The sequence below is a fragment of the Ancylobacter radicis genome, assembly GCF_018449475.1.
In the GTDB taxonomy this organism is placed as follows: domain Bacteria; phylum Pseudomonadota; class Alphaproteobacteria; order Rhizobiales; family Xanthobacteraceae; genus Ancylobacter; species Ancylobacter radicis.
This window is the reverse complement of record NZ_JAHCQH010000015.1, coordinates 875,743-895,160: the sequence shown is the minus strand read 5'-3', so window position 1 is coordinate 895,160 and position 19,418 is coordinate 875,743. Positions and strand designations below refer to the sequence as shown.

The 19,418-nt window shown below is 66.6% G+C and carries 23 protein-coding genes; 16 read left to right on the top strand and 7 right to left on the bottom strand.

Annotated elements, in window-relative coordinates; translation table 11 throughout:
* Positions 1 to 38 precede the first annotated feature (38 nt).
* Positions 39 to 2,057, top strand: a complete 2,019-nt coding sequence (locus KIP89_RS10215) for a thioredoxin domain-containing protein (protein ID WP_369807100.1) — start codon at positions 39 to 41, stop codon at positions 2,055 to 2,057.
* Between the two features lie 283 nt (positions 2,058 to 2,340).
* On the opposite strand, the gene KIP89_RS10210 is transcribed toward KIP89_RS10215, so the two are convergent.
* The 4 genes from KIP89_RS10210 to hemE all read right to left on the bottom strand — a co-directional run bounded on the left by KIP89_RS10210 (position 2,341) and on the right by hemE (position 5,868).
* On the bottom strand, positions 2,341 to 2,781 hold the full coding sequence (locus KIP89_RS10210; RefSeq protein ID WP_250152303.1) for a hypothetical protein: 441 nt from the start codon (positions 2,779 to 2,781) through the stop codon (positions 2,341 to 2,343).
* Between the two features lie 87 nt (positions 2,782 to 2,868).
* Positions 2,869 to 4,134: a transcription termination factor Rho gene (rho, locus tag KIP89_RS10205; protein WP_213755248.1), complete on the bottom strand. Its 1,266-nt coding sequence runs from the start codon at positions 4,132 to 4,134 to the stop codon at positions 2,869 to 2,871.
* A gap of 248 nt (positions 4,135 to 4,382) precedes the next feature.
* Positions 4,383 to 4,808, bottom strand: coding sequence for a protoporphyrinogen oxidase HemJ (hemJ, locus tag KIP89_RS10200; protein WP_213755247.1), 426 nt, complete (start codon positions 4,806 to 4,808; stop codon positions 4,383 to 4,385).
* Positions 4,809 to 4,818: 10 nt separating this feature from the next.
* Positions 4,819 to 5,868, bottom strand: coding sequence for a uroporphyrinogen decarboxylase (hemE, locus tag KIP89_RS10195; RefSeq protein ID WP_213755246.1), 1,050 nt, complete (start codon positions 5,866 to 5,868; stop codon positions 4,819 to 4,821).
* A 303-nt stretch (positions 5,869 to 6,171) separates the two neighbouring features.
* On the opposite strand from hemE, the gene KIP89_RS10190 reads away from it, so the two are divergent.
* From KIP89_RS10190 to dnaQ, 5 genes are read left to right on the top strand one after another with little or no spacing between them, the layout of a single operon-like run.
* The gene (locus KIP89_RS10190) at positions 6,172 to 7,038 is read left to right on the top strand and encodes a pyruvate, water dikinase regulatory protein (RefSeq protein WP_213755245.1); all 867 of its coding nucleotides are present in this window, start codon (positions 6,172 to 6,174) and stop codon (positions 7,036 to 7,038) included.
* Positions 7,039 to 7,042: 4 nt separating this feature from the next.
* Entirely contained in the window at positions 7,043 to 7,663 is a 621-nt protein-coding gene (locus KIP89_RS10185) for a Maf family protein (protein WP_213755244.1), read from the top strand.
* Positions 7,660 to 8,505: a shikimate dehydrogenase gene (locus KIP89_RS10180; protein WP_213755243.1), complete on the top strand. Its 846-nt coding sequence runs from the start codon at positions 7,660 to 7,662 to the stop codon at positions 8,503 to 8,505. Before KIP89_RS10185 ends, KIP89_RS10180 begins: the two co-directional genes overlap by 4 nt.
* The gene (coaE, locus tag KIP89_RS10175) at positions 8,502 to 9,113 is read left to right on the top strand and encodes a dephospho-CoA kinase (RefSeq protein ID WP_213755242.1); all 612 of its coding nucleotides are present in this window, start codon (positions 8,502 to 8,504) and stop codon (positions 9,111 to 9,113) included. Before KIP89_RS10180 ends, coaE begins: the two co-directional genes overlap by 4 nt.
* On the top strand, positions 9,106 to 9,822 hold the full coding sequence (dnaQ, locus tag KIP89_RS10170) for a DNA polymerase III subunit epsilon (protein ID WP_213755241.1): 717 nt from the start codon (positions 9,106 to 9,108) through the stop codon (positions 9,820 to 9,822). Before coaE ends, dnaQ begins: the two co-directional genes overlap by 8 nt.
* A gap of 6 nt (positions 9,823 to 9,828) precedes the next feature.
* On the opposite strand, the gene secB is transcribed toward dnaQ, so the two are convergent.
* Positions 9,829 to 10,296: a protein-export chaperone SecB gene (gene secB / locus KIP89_RS10165; protein ID WP_213755240.1), complete on the bottom strand. Its 468-nt coding sequence runs from the start codon at positions 10,294 to 10,296 to the stop codon at positions 9,829 to 9,831.
* Positions 10,297 to 10,674: 378 nt separating this feature from the next.
* On the opposite strand from secB, the gene KIP89_RS10160 reads away from it, so the two are divergent.
* The 4 genes from KIP89_RS10160 to KIP89_RS10145 are packed head-to-tail and all read left to right on the top strand — an operon-like array spanning position 10,675 to position 13,660.
* Positions 10,675 to 11,397: a Tim44/TimA family putative adaptor protein gene (locus KIP89_RS10160; protein WP_213755239.1), complete on the top strand. Its 723-nt coding sequence runs from the start codon at positions 10,675 to 10,677 to the stop codon at positions 11,395 to 11,397.
* Positions 11,398 to 11,409: 12 nt separating this feature from the next.
* Entirely contained in the window at positions 11,410 to 12,696 is a 1,287-nt protein-coding gene (gene mltA / locus KIP89_RS10155) for a murein transglycosylase A (RefSeq protein ID WP_369807099.1), read from the top strand.
* Positions 12,693 to 13,298, top strand: a complete 606-nt coding sequence (locus KIP89_RS10150; RefSeq protein ID WP_213755238.1) for a Smr/MutS family protein — start codon at positions 12,693 to 12,695, stop codon at positions 13,296 to 13,298. The genes mltA and KIP89_RS10150 overlap by 4 nt, the downstream gene beginning before the upstream one ends.
* A complete protein-coding gene (locus tag KIP89_RS10145) occupies positions 13,295 to 13,660 on the top strand; it encodes a helix-turn-helix domain-containing protein (protein WP_213755237.1) in 366 nt (121 codons plus the stop codon). Before KIP89_RS10150 ends, KIP89_RS10145 begins: the two co-directional genes overlap by 4 nt.
* 78 nt (positions 13,661 to 13,738) lie before the next feature.
* Here KIP89_RS10145 and hslU read toward each other — a convergent pair whose 3' ends face one another.
* The gene (hslU, locus tag KIP89_RS10140; RefSeq protein WP_213755236.1) at positions 13,739 to 15,049 is read right to left on the bottom strand and encodes an ATP-dependent protease ATPase subunit HslU; all 1,311 of its coding nucleotides are present in this window, start codon (positions 15,047 to 15,049) and stop codon (positions 13,739 to 13,741) included.
* Between the two features lie 36 nt (positions 15,050 to 15,085).
* Positions 15,086 to 15,634: an ATP-dependent protease subunit HslV gene (hslV, locus tag KIP89_RS10135; protein WP_213755235.1), complete on the bottom strand. Its 549-nt coding sequence runs from the start codon at positions 15,632 to 15,634 to the stop codon at positions 15,086 to 15,088.
* Between the two features lie 141 nt (positions 15,635 to 15,775).
* On the opposite strand from hslV, the gene hisB reads away from it, so the two are divergent.
* The 6 genes from hisB to KIP89_RS10105 are packed head-to-tail and all read left to right on the top strand — an operon-like array spanning position 15,776 to position 19,386.
* A complete protein-coding gene (gene hisB, locus KIP89_RS10130; RefSeq protein ID WP_213755234.1) occupies positions 15,776 to 16,369 on the top strand; it encodes an imidazoleglycerol-phosphate dehydratase HisB in 594 nt (197 codons plus the stop codon).
* Between the two features lie 2 nt (positions 16,370 to 16,371).
* The gene (locus tag KIP89_RS10125) at positions 16,372 to 16,854 is read left to right on the top strand and encodes a DUF2628 domain-containing protein (protein WP_213755233.1); all 483 of its coding nucleotides are present in this window, start codon (positions 16,372 to 16,374) and stop codon (positions 16,852 to 16,854) included.
* A complete protein-coding gene (gene hisH, locus KIP89_RS10120) occupies positions 16,851 to 17,513 on the top strand; it encodes an imidazole glycerol phosphate synthase subunit HisH (protein WP_213755232.1) in 663 nt (220 codons plus the stop codon). The genes KIP89_RS10125 and hisH overlap by 4 nt, the downstream gene beginning before the upstream one ends.
* Complete coding sequence (gene hisA, locus KIP89_RS10115; RefSeq protein WP_213755231.1) at positions 17,510 to 18,244, top strand: 1-(5-phosphoribosyl)-5-[(5-phosphoribosylamino)methylideneamino]imidazole-4-carboxamide isomerase; 735 nt, start codon at positions 17,510 to 17,512, stop codon at positions 18,242 to 18,244. The genes hisH and hisA overlap by 4 nt, the downstream gene beginning before the upstream one ends.
* Positions 18,245 to 18,261: 17 nt before the next feature.
* Entirely contained in the window at positions 18,262 to 19,041 is a 780-nt protein-coding gene (gene hisF, locus KIP89_RS10110; protein ID WP_213755230.1) for an imidazole glycerol phosphate synthase subunit HisF, read from the top strand.
* 9 nt (positions 19,042 to 19,050) lie between these two features.
* Positions 19,051 to 19,386: a phosphoribosyl-ATP diphosphatase gene (locus KIP89_RS10105; RefSeq protein WP_213755229.1), complete on the top strand. Its 336-nt coding sequence runs from the start codon at positions 19,051 to 19,053 to the stop codon at positions 19,384 to 19,386.
* Positions 19,387 to 19,418 lie beyond the last annotated feature (32 nt).

The following is a 19,418-nucleotide window of genomic DNA, read 5'->3' as shown; positions in this document are numbered from 1 at the left end:
ACAAACGCGAACCGAAGCGCCGCCGCCGGAGAACGCCCGTGAACCGCCTCAAGGACGCCGCCAGCCCCTATCTCATCCAGCACAAGGACAACCCGGTCGACTGGTGGCAGTGGGAACCGGCGGCCTTTGCGGAAGCCCGGCGCAGCAACCGGCCGATCCTGCTCTCCATCGGCTATGCCGCCTGCCATTGGTGCCATGTCATGGCGCATGAGAGCTTCGAGGATGCGGCGACAGCGGCCGTGATGAACGAGCTTTTCGTGAACATCAAGGTCGACCGCGAGGAACGGCCCGAGGTCGACCAGATCTACATGTCCGCCTTGCAGCAGCTCGGCGTCCAGGGCGGCTGGCCGATGACGATGTTCCTCGATCCCGAGGGCGCGCCCTTCTGGGGCGGCACCTATTTCCCGAGGGAAGCGAAATACGGCCAGCCCGCCTTCACCGAGGTGTTGAAGACCATGGCGAACGCCTATGCCTCCGGCGATCCGCGCATCGCGCAGAACCGCGAGGCACTGCTGCACCGGCTGCGCGAGAAGGCACGGCCCGCCGGCGCGGTGACGATCGGCCTCAACGAGCTGGACGATGTCGCCACCCGCATTCTCGGCATCATGGACCCCGAGCATGGCGGCCTGCAGGGCTCGCCGAAATTCCCCAACACGCCGTTCCTCGAATTGCTCTGGCGCGCTTATGAGCGCAGCGGCCGGCAACGCTTCCGCGACGCGGCGCTGCACGCGCTGGACGGCATGAGCGAGGGCGGCATCTACGACCATATCGGCGGCGGCTATTCGCGCTACTCGGTCGACGACCACTGGCTGGTGCCGCATTTCGAGAAGATGCTCTACGACAACGCGCAGATTCTCGATCTGCTCGGCCTCGCTTATTCGCAGACGCAGGCCGACCTGTTCCGGGCTCGCGCCGAGGAAACCGTCGGCTGGCTGGAGCGCGAGATGCTGACCGAGGGCGGTGCCTTCGCCGCCAGTCTCGACGCCGATTCCGAAGGCCATGAGGGCAAATATTACGTCTGGACGCTGAAGCAGGTGCTCGACGCGCTCGGCGCCGCCGACGCCGAATTCTTTGCCAGGCATTACGACATCGTCCCGTTCGGCAATTGGGAGGGCGTTTCGATCCCGAATCGGTTGAAGGAGACCGAGCGGTCGCCGGCCGATGAGCTTCGCCTCGCCATGCTGCGCGACAAGCTGCTGGCGGTGCGCGCAACCCGCATCCCGCCCGGCCGTGACGACAAGGTGCTGGCCGACTGGAACGGGCTGATGATCGCGGCGCTGGCCAATGTCGCCCCGCGCGTGCACCGCCCGGAATGGGTGGAACTGGCCGCCCGCGCCTTCCGTTTCATTACCGAATCGATGGTGCGGGATGGGCGCCTCGGCCATAGCTGGCGCACCGGCAAGCTGGTCTTCCCCGGCCTCTCCGCTGACTATGCGGCGATGATCGGGGCGGCGCTGGCGCTGCATCAGGCGACCGGCGACGCCGCCTATCTCGATCAGGCGGTTGCCTGGCAGGCCACTTTGGAGGCGCACCACGCGGCCGAGGATGGCGGCTATTATCTGACAGCCGACGATGCCGAGGGCCTGCTGGTGCGCCCGCAGGCGACGGCCGATGATGCCGTCACCAACCCGAACGCGCTGATCGCCCGCAACCTCGTTCGGCTGGCCACGCTGACCGGCGACGAGGCCTATCGTGCCCGCGTCGACCGCCTGTTCGAAGGCCTGCTGCCGCGCGCGGCGCCGCAGCTCTATGGCCATGCCGGGCTGCTCAACGCGCTCGATACACGGCTGCGCGCCCCGGAGATCGTGATCGTCGGCGCCGGGCCCGAGGCCGAGGCGCTGTTCGCGGCGGCCCGGCGCCTGCCGCGTGCCGATATGGTGATCCAGCGCATCGCCGATGCGACCGCCCTCCCCCCGGATCATCCGGCGCAGGCCAAGGCGGCGTCCGTCACCCAGGCCGCGGCCTTTGTCTGCGCCGGCGCGGTGTGCTCGCTGCCGGTCACCGACACCGCCGGGCTGATCCGCGCGGTTGAGGCGCGCGCCAGAGCGGAGGCGTGAGGTCGGGACGACCCGTCTCCGCGCCGACGACGGGATGTCCGGCATTCAGCCGTGAAAAGGCAGGCTCACGGGCGGTCCCGCTCAAGCTGGGGACAAGCCTGTGGATAAGTTGAGGGCAAAATCGGCCATAGCCGCCAGAAGGCTCAGAAATCGCCGCTGGCGGGCCTTTTCAGTTCTGTGAGGAATGGATCGGACGGGAAGCGGAAAGGCCGTCCTGAGTCATTTCTGGAGGCCATCATTTCGGCTCCGAAACACAATCCAGACGATGTAAATATCCTCAGGATCAACCGCGGCGCGAACCACGACGCGGCGGGCGCTCGTCCTGCCGCGTGAAGCGGATATTGGCGAACATCAGCGGCACCACCAGCAGCAGCGCGCCGGCCAGGTCCGCTTCCAGAATATAGAGGACGCCCAGTTCCTCGCGCACCGCCGCGCCGATCACCGGGTCGGCGAAGTCGGCGATCAGGCTGGAGATGAACAGGGCGCAGGGCACCCAGATCGCCAGCGGCAGCCACCAGCGCCGGCAGGCCATCACCCAGCTCAGGGCCGCGGCACCGATCACCAGAAGATACAGGACGGGGACAGGCGGCTCGCGCTCGGCCATGCCGGCCAGCGCCGCGCCGGGTGTCGCCAGGAAAACCGCGCAGGAAAGGGCGAGCGGGGCGAGAATGAAAAGGGCGGGCCTCCGGCGCTGCCGCAGCCGCGTTCCGAATAACCCGCCCATATTCCGTCCCCATCGCTGCCGATGGAACGGGCGGCCATCCGGCCGCCGCACCATCGGCCGAGGCGCCCCGCCCCGTCAGGTGTTCCGTCAGGTATTCATCGAATCGAAGAAGTCACCATTGGTCTTGGTCTGGCGCAGCTTGTCGAGCAGGAACTCGATGGCATCGACCGTGCCCATCGGGTTGAGGATACGCCGCAGCACATACATCTTCTTGAGCACGTCGGCCGGGACCAGCAATTCTTCCTTGCGGGTGCCCGAGCGGGTGATGTCGATCGCCGGGAAGACGCGCTTGTCCGACACCTTGCGGTCGAGGATGACCTCGGAATTGCCGGTGCCCTTGAACTCCTCGAAGATCACCTCGTCCATACGCGAGCCGGTATCGACCAGCGCCGTGGCGATGATGGTGAGCGAGCCACCCTCTTCGATATTGCGCGCCGCGCCGAAGAAACGCTTGGGGCGTTGCAGCGCGTTGGCGTCGACACCGCCGGTCAGCACCTTGCCGGAGGACGGCACGACGGTGTTGTAGGCGCGCCCGAGACGGGTGATCGAATCGAGCAGAATAACGACGTCGCGCTTGTGCTCGACGAGACGCTTGGCCTTCTCGATGACCATTTCCGCGACCTGCACATGGCGCGCGGCCGGCTCGTCGAAGGTGGAGGAGACGACCTCACCCTTCACCGAACGCTGCATGTCGGTCACTTCCTCCGGCCGCTCGTCGATGAGCAGCACGATGAGGTAGCAGTCGGGATGGTTGGTGGTGATCGACTGGGCGATGTTCTGCAGCAGAACCGTCTTGCCGGTGCGCGGCGGCGCGACGATGAGCGCGCGCTGGCCTTTGCCGATCGGCGCCACGACATCGATGATGCGGGCGGAGAAATCCTTGCGCGTCGGATCCTCGATTTCGAGCTTGAAACGCTCGTCGGGATAGAGCGGCGTCAGATTGTCGAAGTTGATCTTGTGACGGATATTCTCAGGGTCTTCGAAATTGATCGTGTTGACCTTGAGCAGCGCGAAATAACGCTCGCCATCCTTGGGGCCGCGGATCTGGCCCTCGACCGTGTCGCCGGTGCGCAGGCCGAAGCGGCGGATCTGGCTCGGCGAGACATAAATGTCATCGGGACCGGGCAGATAATTGGCGTCCGGCGAGCGCAGGAAGGCGAAGCCGTCGGAGAGGATCTCGACCACGCCCTCGCCGATGATATCGGTCTCGCGGGCGGCGAGCTGCTTGAGGATGGCGAACATCAGCTCCTGCTTGCGCAGCGTGCTGGCGTTCTCGACCTCCTGCTCCTCCGCAAAAGCGAGAAGTTCGGCCGGATTTTTGGACTTGAGGTCCTGGAGCTTCATTTCCCCCATGGGAAAAGGCCTCGGAAGTTGGATTGACCCCGGCAAAGGCGGAAGGCATCGGCCAGGATAAAGCAGGAAAGGAAGGCGCTGGTCCGTGGACGCGGCCGGCAAGGAGCCGGCCTCTCATCCGATACCCCGTCCGGCATCGGGGAGATACCGGTCAGTAATGGAGCATCAGCCAGCTTAGCGAAAGCGAAGGGCACCATAGGCAAAGCGGCGATTCGGTGCAACCCCCGCGCAAACACGCATTCACGCGCTCAAAACGGCTTTACGATGACCAGAATGACGATGCCGATCATCAGAAGCGTCGGCACCTCATTGGCGAACCGGTAATAGCGCTGCGCCCGCGTATTTCGATCCCCGGCGAAATCGCGCACCCAGCCGACGCATTTGCCGTGAAACGCGCTCATCGCCAGCACCAGCGCGAATTTCGCGTGCATCCAGCCGGACAGATACCAGCCGCCATCCCAAACCAGATACAGCCCGGCCAGCCAGGTCACGATCATCGCCGGGTTCATGATCGCCTTCAGCAGGCGCCGTTCCATGACCTTGAAGGTCTCGGACTGCACCGAGCCGGGCGGCGCGTCGCAATGATAGATCATCAGCCGCGGCAGATAGAACAGGCCGGCCATCCAGGAGATGACGGCCATCACATGCAGCGCCTTGATCCATTCATACGCCATCGCGCGCCCCTCAGCCGCGCAGGCGGCGGATCATCTGCTCGACATGAGCGATCGGCGTTTCCGGCCGTATGCCGTGACCGAGATTGAAAATATGCGCGGAGCCGCGAAAATCGGCCATCAGCGTGTCGATGGCCCGGTCAAGCGCATCGCCGCCGGCGATCAGCGCCAGCGGGTCGAGATTGCCCTGCAGCGCATAGCGCCCGCCCAGCTGCGCGCGGGTCGCCCGGCGGTCCGCGGTCCAGTCGAGTCCGACCCCGTTCACCCCGGTTGCCTGCGCAAGTTCGGTCAGGCCGGACAGGGTCGCCCCCTTCGGAAAGGCGATGATGCGCGCATCCGGCACTTCTGCTCTCACTGCACTGACAATCCGCCTGATCGGCCTGACTGACCACGCCCGGAACGCCTCTGGATCGAGCACCCCGGACCAGGAATCGAAGATCTGCACCGCATCGACGCCGGCCTTGAACTGGCCGATCAGATAGCTGGCGGAGGCTTCCACCAGCCGGTCCATCAGCGCCTCGAAAAACGCCGGATCGCGCAGCGAGGCGAGGCGGGCCGGGGCCTGATCGGGCGTGCCACGCCCGGCAATCATGTAGGTGGCGAGCGTCCAGGGCGCGCCGCAAAAGCCGAGAAGCGTCGTTTCCGCCGGCAGTTCGGCGCGAATCCGGGTGATCGCCTCATACACCCGGTCGATCTTCGAGGCGTCGAGCTCGGTGCGCAAGCCATTGAGCTCGCTCATATTCGTGGTGGTGGAAAGGCGCGGACCCTCCCCCTGCTCGAAGGTAAGATCGCAGCCCAGCGCATGCGGCACGACGAGGATGTCGGAGAACAGGATCGCCGCATCGAAGCCGAAGCGGCGGATCGGCTGAAGAGTCACCTCGACGGCATGGTCGGGCGTGTAGCAGAGGGTGAGGAAGTCGCCGGCCTTCTCGCGCACCGCACGATATTCCGGAAGATACCGCCCCGCCTGGCGCATCATCCAGATCGGCGTGCGTGCCGCCACATGGCCGTCCAGCACCTGCTTCACGACCCGCTCAGCCACGCTATCCCCTGCGCACTTCATACTTCTTTAATCTCTTATATATGAGAGTCGTTAGTGTTTAGGCGTGGGCATTAGACATGTTCCGGGCTGACCACAACAAGCCCTTGGCTCGGCTCCCGGTCGCACCGCCGCAAGCAATCCTGAAATCATTGGACATCAATGGCTTGCAGGTCTGCGGCGGATTATCCCCGTAACCCGCAGGCACCACCTTGATTTGGCTCACAGGCACCAGCCTTGTGGATGGAAAGCACCGCCATCCCCAGCGCGGGACTTGCTAACGCCTCCTCCCCATGGCTTGTTCCTGCTTTATGCACAGCCCTGTGGATGAATGGTGTGACTGATCCGATCCGCCAGGCGGAAAGCTATTACCACCTCCATCTCGTCTCGGATTCCACCGGCGAGACGCTGATCAGCGTCGGGCGCGCGGCGGCGGCGCAGTACAGCGTGAAGCCGATCGAGCACGTCTACCCGCTGGTCCGCACCCATCGCCAGCTCGACAAGGCGATCCAGTCGATCGAGGAATATCCGGGCATCGTGCTCTACACGCTGACCGATCCCGAGCTGCGCAACCGGCTGAAAATCTACTGTCAGAACAATGGCGTACCGGTGCTATCCGTGCTGGCCCCGGTGGTGCGCCTGTTCCAGGCCTATCTCGGCGGCGTGCCAGAGCCGCGCGTCGGCGGCCAGCATCAGCTCGACGGCGAATATTTCCGCCGCATCGACGCGATGAACTACACGGTCATGCATGATGACGGCCAGCATACGGACGGGCTGGAAGCGGCGGATGTGGTGCTGCTCGGCATTTCCCGTTCGTCGAAGACGCCGACCAGCATCTATCTCGCCAATCGCGGCATTAAGACCGCCAATATCCCGTTGGTGCCGAACCTGCCCATCCCGCCGGGCCTGTCCGAGCTGAAGCGCCCGCTTGTGGTGGGGCTGGTCGCCAGCGCCGAGCGCGTGGTCGAGATCCGGCGCAACCGCCTGCTCGGCCTCAATGCCAGCCAGCCCAATGATTCCTATGTCGATCGCGATGCTGTCGCCGAGGAAATCGCCTTCTCGCGCCGGCTCTGCGCCCGCCATGGCTGGCCGGTGATCGACGTGACACGGCGCTCCATCGAGGAAACCGCCGCCGCCATTATCGGCCTGCTGCAGGAGCGCCGCCGTAAAATGTTCGAGACGACAAGTGCCTGAAGATATGAGCGTAAATCCGCTGTGGCGGGGAATGACTCCGCTCGTTCTGGCCTCGAGAAGCGCGGCCCGCCGGGCTCTGATGACGGCGGCCGGTCTGCCGCATGAGGCGATCACTGTCGACGTCGATGAGCGCGGCCTTGAATCCGAGGCGCTGGCGCGGGGAGCGGGACCCGCCGAGATCGCCCGTCGCCTCGCGCGCGCCAAGGCGCTGGCGGGCAGCGCCGCAAGGCCCGGCCGGGTGGTGATCGGCGCCGACCAGACGCTCGCTCTGGGCGAGGAAGCCTTCCACAAGGCGCCGGATCGGGCGGCCGCCCGCCACCAGATCGCCCGGCTCGCCGGCCGCACCCATGCCTTGCATGCCGCTCTCGCCGTCGCTCTGGATGGCGAGATCCTGTTCGACACCGTCGCATCGGCGCATCTGGCCATGCGCGCGCTCGATGACGTCGCCCTCGACGCCTATCTCGACGCTGCCGGTGAGGCCGTGCTGTCCAGCGTCGGCGGCTATCAGCTCGAAGGTCTCGGCATTCATCTGTTCGAGCGGATCGAGGGCGAGCATTCTGTCATTCTCGGCCTGCCGCTCTTGCCGCTGCTGGCTTTCCTGCGTGATCGGGGAGACCTGCTTTGACCCGCCGCGCTGCCATTATCGGCCATCCCGTGGCCCATTCCCGCTCGCCGCTGATTCACGGCCATTGGCTGGTCCAGCATGGGATCGACGGCGAATATGGCCGGCGTGACATCGAGCCGGAGGCCATCGACGCCTTCCTGGCGGATTTCGCCGCCAGCGGCCTGATCGGTGCCAATGTGACGGTTCCCCACAAGGAAGCCGCCTTCCGGGCCGTGGCCGCGCTTGATCCGGTCGCCGCGGCCCTTGGCGCGGTGAATACGTTGTGGCTGGAGGATGGCCACCTGAACGGCGCCAATACCGATGTGCACGGCTTCCTTGCCAATCTCGATGCGGCGGAACCCGACTGGGCGCGGGCCTTGGGCGAAGCCGTGGTGCTGGGCGCGGGCGGTGCCTCGCGTGCTGTGATCTATGGTCTCATCAGTCGCGGCATCGGCCGCGTCGTTGTCGCCAATCGCACCCTCGCCCGCGCGCAGGCGCTGCGCGACCAGTTCGGCGCGCAGGTGCTGCCGGTCGACTGGCGTGATCTGGGGGGCCGGCTGAATGGCTGCCGTCTTCTGGTCAATACGACCTCGCTCGGCATGAAGGGTCAGCCGCCGCTCGATATCGACCTTTCGGCGCTGTCGCCCGACGCGGTGGTCAGCGACATCGTCTATGTGCCTCTGGAAACGCCGCTTCTTGCGACCGCGAGAGCCCGCGGGCTCAAGACCGTGGACGGCCTCGGCATGCTGCTGCACCAGGCGGTGCCGGGATTCGAACGCTGGTTCGGCGTGCGCCCGCAGGTGACGGCCGAATTGCGTGACCTGGTGCTGGCCGACCTCGCTGCCAAGGGGCAATTGCGATGAGCGCCAAGGGCCCGTTCCGGCTGGGTCTTACAGGCTCCATCGGCATGGGCAAGACGACGACCGCGGCGTTTTTCCGCGAGCTTGGCGTGCCTGTGCATGACGCCGATGCTGCCGTTCATGAGCTCTACGGCGCCGAGGGCGTCGCGCCGGTTGAAGCGGCGTTTCCGGGCGTGAGTGTCGATGGCCGGATCGATCGCACGCTTCTGGGTGCTCGCGTGCTCGGTGACGATGCGGCGATGCGCCGGCTGGAGGCCATCGTTCACCCGCTGGTGCGGGCGCGGGAGGCGGCGTTCCTCGCCGCGGCGGCGCAGACTGGGGCCCGCCTCGCCGTGCTCGACATCCCTCTTCTCTTCGAGACCGGCGCGGAGGAGCGAACCGACGCGATCCTCGTCGTCACAGCGCCGGAAACTGTGCAGCGCGCGCGCGTCATGGCGCGCCCGGGCATGACAGAGGAGAAGTTTGCGTCGATCCTGCAGCGGCAGATGCCCGATCCGGAGAAGCGGCGCCGCGCCGATTATCTGCTCGACACAGGCCCCGGCCTCGATCATGCCCGGGCCGAGGTGGCGGCGCTGGTCGCGCGCCTGACCGAAGGAGACCACCTTGCGTGAGATCGTTCTCGATACCGAGACCACCGGCCTCAATCCGCTCACCGGCGACCGGCTGGTCGAGATCGGCTGCGTCGAGATCTATAACCGCATCCCGACGGGGCAGGTCTACCATGTCTATCTGAACCCGCAGCGCGACATGCCGGTCGAGGCGTTCAACGTGCACGGGCTGTCGGCCGAATTCCTGTCGGACAAGCCGCTCTTTGCCCAGGTGGTGGAGGAGTTTCTCGCTTTCATCGAGGATTCGCCGCTGGTCATCCACAATGCGGCCTTCGACATCGGCTTCATCAATGCGGAACTGGCGAAGATCGGCCGACCGCCGATCACCTTCGACCGCGTCATCGACACGCTGAGCCTCGCGCGGCGTCGCCATCCGGGCGCCTCGAACCGTCTCGACGACTTGATGTCCCGCTATGGCATCGACGGCTCGCGCCGCACCAAGCATGGGGCGCTGCTCGATTCCGAGCTTCTGGCGGATGTCTATGCGGAGCTGTGCGGGGGACGGCAGACGGCGCTCGGTCTCACCGTGGCCGAGGTGCGCGTGGAGACCACCGAAATTGTTTCGGGCCTGCCGCGCGAGAGGCCGCGGCCTTTGCCGGCGCGGCTGGATGCCGTGCAGATCGCCACTCATGCCGCCTTTGTGGCGACGCTGGGTGATGGCGCGATCTGGAAGGAATACGCGGCTGACACCGAGGCCGGGCCGGCCGCGTAAGCCGGATCAGGAAGCGAGCACGCCGCTCGGCTGCTGCTTGGCCATGCGCTGGCGATACAGCGTAACGAAATCGACCGGATCGATCATCAGGGGCGGGAAGCCGCCATTGCGCACGGTGTCCGCCACGATCTGCCGCGCGAAGGGGAAGAGCATGCGCGGGCATTCGATCATGATGAAGGGGTGGATGGTCTCCTGCGCCACATTCTGCGCGCGGAAGATGCCGGCATAGGCGAGTTCGAGCGCGAACAGCGTCTTGCCCTTGAGCTCGGCCTTGGCCTCGATCTTCAGCTCGACCTCAAATTCGGAGCCCTCACGCACCGGCTTGGCGTCGACCTTGATCTGGATGCCGATCTGCGGCTGGCCACCGACCGCCAGCGATTCCGGGGCGCCCGGATTCTCGAAGGACAGGTCCTTCGTGTACTGCGTCAGCACCTGGAGCGTCGGCATCGACGCGGCGTTTTCGTTCTCGGCCATCAGGAATCTCCGTGTCGCCGGCGGAAGGAGCGTCGCCGGCCTATGTACCGCGCGGCCGGGCTCGCCGTCGCATCGGTCTTCAGGAAAGGGCGCGTGTCGCTAACACGGTTGCTGCGTACTCACAAGGAGAGGTGCGCGATGAGCAGGCAGGGTTGGCGCATGGAGCGCGCTTGGACTACTCTGGGAGGAAGCGTCGACAAAAGACCGTGTTCTCGGCGAAATGGATGACCTTGCGGCATCCGCTGCACTGGCGAAATCGGTTGGACGGCGTACATAACCCAAGCGGGCACGAGGGCCAGAGTGGTTCGGCGTGCCAAGATCAGTCTGAGGCCTGCCGGCGGTCGCGCCGGCGCAACGAAATCAACGGCGGCGTGTAACGTGTTCGATATTTATACGATCATCTTCCTGGCCCTCGCCGTGTTCATCTTCATACGGCTGCGTAGCGTGCTGGGACAGAGGACCGGGCGCGAGCGGCCGCCCTATGACCCCTATTCGCGTCGCGATCCCGCCAAGGCCCCGGCGGGTGCGTCCGACAAGGTGGTGAATTTTCCCGGTACCGCCGAGCCTGTCGCCGTGCCTGAACCGGTCGAGCCGGAAGAATCGCCGGCGTCGCCGCGCCGCTGGTCCGGTGTCGCCGAGGTCGGTTCGGCCGTGGCCAACGGGCTCGATGCGATTGCCGCGCAGGAGCGGGGCTTCGATGTCCAGCACTTCATTACCGGTGCTCGCTCGGCTTATGAGATGATCGTGGTCGCCTTCGCGCAGGGCGATCGGCCGACCCTCAAGGAGCTTCTGGCCCGCGAAGTGTTCGACGGCTTCGCCGCCGCGATCCAGGAGCGCGAGCAGCGCGGCGAGAAGATGGAGACGCAGTTCGTCGGCGTCGACAAGGCGGAGATCATCGAGGCCAGCGTGAAGGGCCGTACCGCGCAGATCACCGTGCGTTTCGTCTCCCAGCTCATTTCCGTGACGCGCGACCGGGCCGGTCAGGTCATCGATGGCGATGCCGAGCAGGTCGCCGATGTGACCGATGTGTGGACCTTCGCCCGCGATCTCGGGGCCCGTGACCCCAATTGGAAGCTGGTCGCCACCGAAGCCGCTTCGTGAGAAGATGACGGAGTGCGCGCACCCCGTCATTTCCTGGCCCCTCTGCGGGCTTTTGTCCTCGCATTGATCGCCGTCCCGGCGGTGGTCGCCGGGGCAAGCACGGCTGCGGCCCGCACCGACGCGCCGCTGTTTCTGTTCCCGCAGGCGACGCTTGAGCCGATCGCCTTCGACGCCCTGCCGGGCTGGGAAACCGATCCCATCGCGCCCGCCTTCACCGCCTTCCGCCGCAGCTGCGCGCGGCTCCGCAGCCGGGGCGATAGCGTTGAACCGCCGCGTCCGATGTTCTCCGCGCTCCGCCCGGTGTGCCGGCGCGCCCTGCGCCTGGCCTCTCATCCCAGCGAGCACGCGGCCCGTGCTTTCTTCCAGCGCGAATTCACGCCGTTTCTCATGACCGGGGTGGATCAGCCGCAGGGATTTCTGACCGGCTATTACGAGCCGGAGGTGGAAGGCTCGCGCACCCGCACCGACATCTACGCGACGCCGCTCTACCGCCGCCCGCCCGATCTCGTGCTGGAAGCCCCGCCGAAGGATGGCGCGCCGGCCAATAAGGGCAAGGCCTTCCGCCGCGAGGGCGATGCGCTTGTGCCCTATCACGACCGCGCCGCGATCGAGGATGGCGCACTGGCCGGCAAGGGGCTGGAGGTGGCCTGGATCAAGGACCCGGCCGACGCTTTCTTTGCTCATATCCAGGGTTCGGTGCGGGTGCGGCTGCCGGACGGCGCGGTGCTCCGCCTCAATTATGACGGCCATAACGGCCAGCCCTACACGCCGATCGGCCGTCTGCTGATCGAGCAGAATCTCGTGCCGCGCGAGAAGATGTCGATGGACGCGATCCGCGCCTATATTGCGGACCATCCGCAGCAGGGGCGCGAATTGATGCGGCAGAACCGCTCCTACATCTTCTTTCGCGAGGCGACGGAGCTGAAACCGGGTGATGGCGCGATCGGTGCCCAGGGTCTGCCGCTGACGGCCATCCGCTCCATCGCGATCGACCGCACCATCCATGTCTATGGCACGCCCTTCTTCATCGCCGCCGACCTGCCGACCGGCGAGGACGGGGCTGTCGCGCCGTTTCGCCATCTGACGATTGCGCAGGACACCGGCTCGGCCATCATCGGCCCCGCGCGGGCGGACATTTTCTTCGGCGCCGGCAAGGAGGCGGGCTCGATTGCCGGCCGCATCCAGCATCCCGGCCGGTTCGCGATCTTTTTGCCGCGTGCGCTCGACCCGGCCCGCCACCGCGTGCCCCTGCCCAAGCCCCGCCCGCCATCGGCGCCGATGACGGCGGCTACCCCATGACAGAAGGCGGCGGACAGACCGGCGGGCGCCCGCGCCGTCGTCGCGGGCTTGATCTCGAGGAGCGGGCGCTGTGGGAACATGTCGCGCGCTCGGTGAATCCGTTGAGGCCGAAGCTCCCGGTCACTGCGCCTCCGGCCCCAGTGCCTGAACCGGCGGAGCCGGAGGCAAAATCCCCCGCACCCACCCGGCCGGCAGCAGCACCGTCGGTCAAGGCAAAGCCGCCCGGCCCCCCGCCGCTGGCGCCGCTCGCTCCTCTGGAGCCCAAGCTGCGCCGCCGCCTCGGGCGCGGGGCCGAGGTGGATGCACGGCTCGATCTTCACGGCCTCACGCAAGCGGCCGCCCATGGCCGGCTGAACGCCTTCCTGCGCGGGGCGCAGGGTGCGGGTCATTCCCTCGTGCTCGTCATCACCGGCAAGGGCGAGGGCATGCGGGTTCTGGCCGGGGAGGGCGGGCGTGGTGTGCTGCGCCGTCTGGTGCCGCAATGGCTCGCCGCCCCGGAGCTGCGCGGCGTTGTGGTCGGCTTCGAGACCGCCGCACGCGGCCATGGCGGAGAAGGCGCGCTCTATGTGCGCATCCGCCGCGCGCGGGAGATCGGCCGATGACGCCGTTTGGCTGGAGAATGCGGGAACTGCGCGCCGAACGCGGGGTGACGTTGTCGCAGATGGCGGAGGCGATCGGCGTGTCCGCCGCCTATCTCTCGGCGCTTGAACACGGCAAGCGCGGGCAGCCGACCTTCATGATGCTCCAGCGCATCATGGCCTATTTCAACGTCATCTGGGACGAGGCGGAGGCCCTGCGCATGCTCGCGGAGATTTCCGATCCGCGCGTCGTTGTGGACACCTCCGGCCTTGCGCCCGAGGCGACGGAGCTGGCCAATCTTCTCGCCCGCGAGATTTCCACCCTGCCGCCCGAGGCGGTGGCAGAGCTGCTGGGGCGCCTCAAGATCCTCAGCCGGCCGGGGTAGCGTAGGGAGCGGGGCACCAGAGGCCCCGCGGTTTCACGTGAAACTACCTGATCGACCCTGGCCCGTTTCGTAGCCGAATCAAAGGATGTAGCGGCTGAGATCGGCATTGCCGGCGAGGTCCGCGACCCGCTCGCGTACATAGGCGCCGTCGATCACCACCACGTCTCCCGACCGGTCGGGCGCGTTGAAGGACAGATCGTCGAGCACCCGCTCGATCACCGTTTGCAGCCGGCGGGCGCCGATATTCTCCACCGTGGAATTCACCTGGACCGCGATATCGGCAATCGCCGCCACGGCATCCTCGGTGATGGTGAGCGTCACGCCTTCCGTCCCCATCAGCGCGACGGACTGCTTGACGAGGCTCGCCTCCGTCTCCGTGAGGATGCGGGTGAAATCCTCGCGCGACAGTGCCTCAAGCTCCACCCGTATCGGCAGGCGGCCCTGGAGCTCGGGCAGCAGGTCGGAGGGTTTCGAGACGTGGAAGGCGCCGGAGGCGATGAACAGGATGTGGTCGGTCTTCACCGAGCCGTGCTTGGTTGAAACCGTCGTGCCCTCGATCAGCGGCAGCAGGTCGCGCTGCACGCCCTCGCGGGAGACATCGGCGCCGCCGCGCCGCTCCGAGCCGGCAATCTTGTCGATCTCGTCGAGAAAGACGATGCCATTCTCCTCCACCGTGCGGATTGCTTCCTGTACGATGGCGTCCTGGTCGATCAGCTTGTCGGCTTCTTCCGAGAGCAGCAGCGGGTGGGCGTCCTTCACCGTCACCCGCCGCGGCTTGGAGCGTCCGCCAAAGGCCTTGCCGAGCATGTCGCCGAGCGAGACCGCCCCCATCTGCGCGCCGGGCATGCCGGGTATCTCGAACATCGGCATGCCCTGACCACCGCCGGACGCAATCTCGATCTCGATTTCCTTGTCGTCCATCAGCCCGTCGCGCAGCTTCTTGCGGAAGCTCTCGCGCGTGCCGGAGGAGGCGGTGGCGCCGACCAGCGCGTCGAGCACCCGTTCCTCGGCGGCCAGATGCGCCTTGGCCTCGACCCCCTTGCGCCTCACCTCGCGCACCAGCCCGATGCCGACCTCGACGAGATCGCGCACGATCTGTTCGACATCGCGGCCGACATAGCCGACCTCGGTGAACTTGGTCGCCTCGACCTTGATGAAAGGCGCGCCGGCGAGCTTGGCAAGGCGGCGGGAAATCTCCGTCTTGCCGACGCCGGTCGGGCCGATCATCAGAATGTTCTTCGGCAGCACCTCCTCGCGCAACTGGCCTTCCAGTTGCTGGCGGCGCCAGCGGTTGCGCAGCGCGATGGCGACGGCGCGCTTGGCCTTGTGCTGGCCGACAATGTAGCGATCGAGTTCGGAGACGATTTCGCGCGGCGAGAAATTGGTCATTGGTCGTCTTTCGCAGGGGCGGCCCCGATGGGCGGCTCAGCCAATGGTTTCCAGCACCAGATTGCCGTTGGTGTAGATGCAGATCTCGGCGGCGATGGACAGGCTCCGGCGCACGATGGCTTCCGGGTCCTGCCCGCTATCGGCCAGCGCCCGCGCGGCGGCGAGCGCATAGCCGCCGCCCGAGCCGATGGCGGCGATGCCGTTCTCCGGCTCCAGCACATCGCCGGTTCCCGTGAGCACCAGGGTGATGTTGGCGTCGGCGACGATCATCATGGCTTCCAGCCGGCGCAGATAGCGGTCGGTGCGCCAGTCCTTGGCAAGCTCGACCGCCGCGCGCTGCAATTGGCCGGGATATTGTTCGAGCTTGGCTTCCAGCCGCTCGAACAGTGTGAAGGCATCGGCCGTGGCGCCGGCGAAGCCGCCGATCACATCGCCCTTGCCGAGGCGGCGTACCTTGCGGGCGTTCGATTTCATCACCGTGTTGCCGAGCGTGACCTGCCCGTCACCACCGACGGTGACGCGCCCGCCAATCCGGACGGAGACGATGGTGGTGCCGTAGATGGTCTCGGGAGAATGCGTCGTCATGAAAGGCTCCGATCGAGAGCCCTTACTTAAGCCCTCGCGACGTCAGTGCAACTCGGGCCACCAATGCCGGCCCCGTAGCCGCGGATGTGGCATCGCCACCCCATAGCTGCTAAGACGCCGGCTCTTTCCGGAGCCCACATCATGCGTCAGGCCAGCATTACCCGCGCCACCAAGGAAACGCAGATCCGTCTGTCCGTCGATCTCGACGGGACCGGCCAGGCGGTGATCGCGACCGGAGTCGGCTTTTTCGACCATATGCTGGACCTGCTGGCGCGCCATTCGCGCATCGATATGAACATCGAGGCCAAGGGCGACCTGCATATCGATTTCCACCACACGGTGGAGGATGTCGGCATCGCGCTCGGCCAGGCGGTCAGGCAGGCGCTGGGCGACATGCGCGGCGTGACCCGCTATGCCAGCCTTCATCTGCCGATGGACGAGACGCTGACCCGCGTCGCGCTCGACATCTCCGGCCGTCCCTTCCTCGTCTTCCGCACCGATTTTCCGGCGGCGAAGATCGGCGAGTTCGATACCGAGCTGGTGCGCGAGTTCTTCCAGGCTTTCGCGATCAATGCCGGGCTGACGCTGCATGTCGAGACGCTCTATGGCGCCAATGCGCACCATATTGCGGAGAGCTGCTTCAAGGGCCTCGCCCGCGCGCTGCGCGCGGCGGTGGCGATCGATCCGGCGGCGGCGGGGGAAATTCCCTCGACCAAGGGTAGCCTTGGAGGCTGAGCATGACGATGTGGAGCGTTTTCGAGCCTGAGGAAGCGCAAGAGGAACGCACGGGCGCGTGGGCCGACAGTGTGGTCTTCGTTCCCGAGCGCCTGTCCTGGAGTTCCATCCCTCTGGCGCCACTGGTCTTGCTGCGCCACCAGCTCTGGCTGGGGCTGATCGGCTACCTCCTGTTTCAGGGGGCGATCGGCGCGACCATGTATGGTCTCGACATTGAGGACGGCTTTGCCCTGCTGATGATCGGCAATCTGGCCGTCGCCGTTCTGCTGCCCGGCCTGCGCCGGAGCAAGCTGATCGGGCACGGCCATGAGGAAGTCGCGGTGATCGTCGCCCCGACGCTCGAAGCCGCCGAGCAGCGTTACTTCGAGGCCCGCCTCAGTAGTGGCGCGCTGCGGGCGCAGGGCGTCAGCTACATTCCCGAGCGCCCCACACATCGTTTCGCTGGCGATCCGATTTTGGGCCTGTTCCCGGAGGCCGGACGATGATTCCGCCCGCACCCGTCGTTCTCATCGATTACGGCTCCGGCAATCTGCACTCGGCCGGCAAGGCGCTGGAACGCGCCGCCCGCGATGGGGGCTCGAACAAGACCGTGCTGGTGACGGCGGACCCGGAAGTGGTGCGCCGCGCCGACCGCATCGTGCTGCCGGGCGTCGGCGCCTATGCTGATTGCCGCCGTGGCCTCGACGCCGTGCCGGGCATGGTGGAGGCGCTGACGGAAGCGGTGCTGGAGAAGGGGCGTCCCTTCCTCGGCATCTGCGTCGGCCTCCAGCTCATGGCCTCGCGCGGGCATGAGCATGGCGTGACGCAGGGGCTCGGCTGGATCGAGGGCGACGTGGTCAAGATCACGCCGTCCGATCCCGCGCTGAAGATCCCGCATATGGGCTGGAATTCGCTCGACCCCGCCCGCGCCCATCCGATTCTCGACGGCATTCCGACCGGGCCGGATGGGCTCGACGCCTATTTCGTCCATTCCTACCATCTCGCCGCCGCGCGGCCGCAGGACGTGATCGCCACCAGCGACTATGCCGGCAAGATCACCGCCGTCGTCGGTCGCGACAACATCGCCGGTACACAGTTTCATCCCGAGAAGAGCCAGCGCCTCGGCCTCGCCCTTCTCGCCAATTTCCTGAAGTGGGCGCCGTGATTCTCTTTCCCGCCATCGATCTCAAGGACGGCAAATGCGTGCGCCTGCAGCAGGGCGACATGGCACGCGCCACCGTGTTCAACCATGATCCCGCCCAGCAGGCCGCCCAGTTCGAGGCCCAGGGCTTCCGCTATCTCCACATTGTCGATCTCGACGGCGCCTTTGCCGGCAAGGCGGTGAACGCCGGCGCCGTCGAGCGCATTCTCGAAACCATCGCCATGCCGGTGCAACTCGGCGGTGGCATCCGCGATCTCGCGGCCGTCGAGGGCTGGCTGGGCAAGGGCATCACCCGCGTGATCCTCGGCACCGCCGCCGTGCGCGATCCGGCCTTCGTGAAGGAGGCGGCACGCCGCTTTCCCGGCCGCGTCGCGGTGGGGCTCGATGCCAAAGACGGGCGCGTGGCGGTGGAAGGCTGGGCCGAGACCTCGGACCTCACCGCGCTTGACCTCGCCCGGCGCTTCGAGGATGCCGGCGTCACCGCCATCATCTACACCGATATCGACCGCGACGGACTGCTCAAGGGCCTCAATCTGGACGCCACGATCGCGTTGGCGGAGGCGATTTCCATCCCTGTCATCGCCTCGGGCGGGCTTGCCTCGCTGGATGATGTGAAGGCGCTGCTGGAGCCGCGGGCGGCCAAGCTCGAAGGCGCCATTACTGGGCGCGCGCTGTATGACGGGCGTCTCGACCCCCGCGCCGCGCTGGCGCTGGTGGCGGGGCTGCCGGCATGAGCGGCGGAGAGGATTCCATGCTCAAGGTGCGCGTCATTCCCTGCCTCGACGTGAAGGATGGCCGCGTCGTCAAGGGCGTGAAATTCGTCGATCTGCGCGACGCCGGTGATCCGGTCGAAGCCGCCAAGGCCTATGACGCGGCGGGGGCCGACGAGCTCTGTTTTCTCGACATCACCGCGAGTGTCGAGGCACGCAGCACGCTGATCGACGTGGTCAGCCGCACCGCCGAGCAGTGCTTCATGCCGCTCACGGTCGGTGGCGGCGTGCGCACGGTGGAAGATATCCGCGCGCTGCTCAACGCCGGTGCGGACAAGGTGTCGATCAACACGGCCGCCGTGAACCGGCGCGACTTTGTGCGCGAGGCGGCGGAGAAGTTCGGCGAGCAGTGCATCGTCGTCGCCATTGATGCCAAGAAGGTGTCGTCGGATGGTGAGCCCGACCGCTGGGAGATCTTCACCCATGGCGGGCGCAACCGCACGGGCATCGACGCGGTGGATTATGCCCGCGAGGTCGTCGCGCTCGGTGCCGGCGAAATACTCCTCACCTCCATGGATCGCGATGGCACCGGCGAGGGCTTTGACCTCGCGCTGACCCGCGCCATCTCGGACGCCGTATCGGTCCCCGTCATCGCCTCGGGCGGCGTCGGCACGTTGGATCATCTGGTCGACGGCATCCGCGAAGGGGGCGCCTCGGCGGTTCTGGCGGCGTCCATCTTCCATTTCGGCACCTTTACCATCGGTGCGGCCAAGCAGCGCCTGGCGCAGGCCGGGCTGCCGGTGCGCGCCACCGAGACCTGAGGAATGGCCATGGCCGAGACAGCCGCCCGCGTGAGCCTTGAAGATCTCGCCGCCATCGTCGCGCAGCGGGCGCAGGCCACGACGGAGACCTCCTACACACGCTCGCTTCTGGCCAAGGGCGTCGCCAAATGCGCCCAGAAGCTCGGTGAGGAAGCGGTGGAAACGGCGCTTGCCGCGGTGAGCGGCGATACGAAAGCCGTCGTTTCGGAAGCCGCCGATCTTCTCTATCATCTCGCCGTACTCTTGCAGGCGCGTGGCGTGCCACTGGACGACGTTTATGCGGAACTGGGTCGCCGGACCGGCCAGTCCGGGCTGGAAGAGAAGGCCTCCCGCCCGGCTTCATGACCTGCGGCCGGGGCGTGGACGCATCGTTCGCC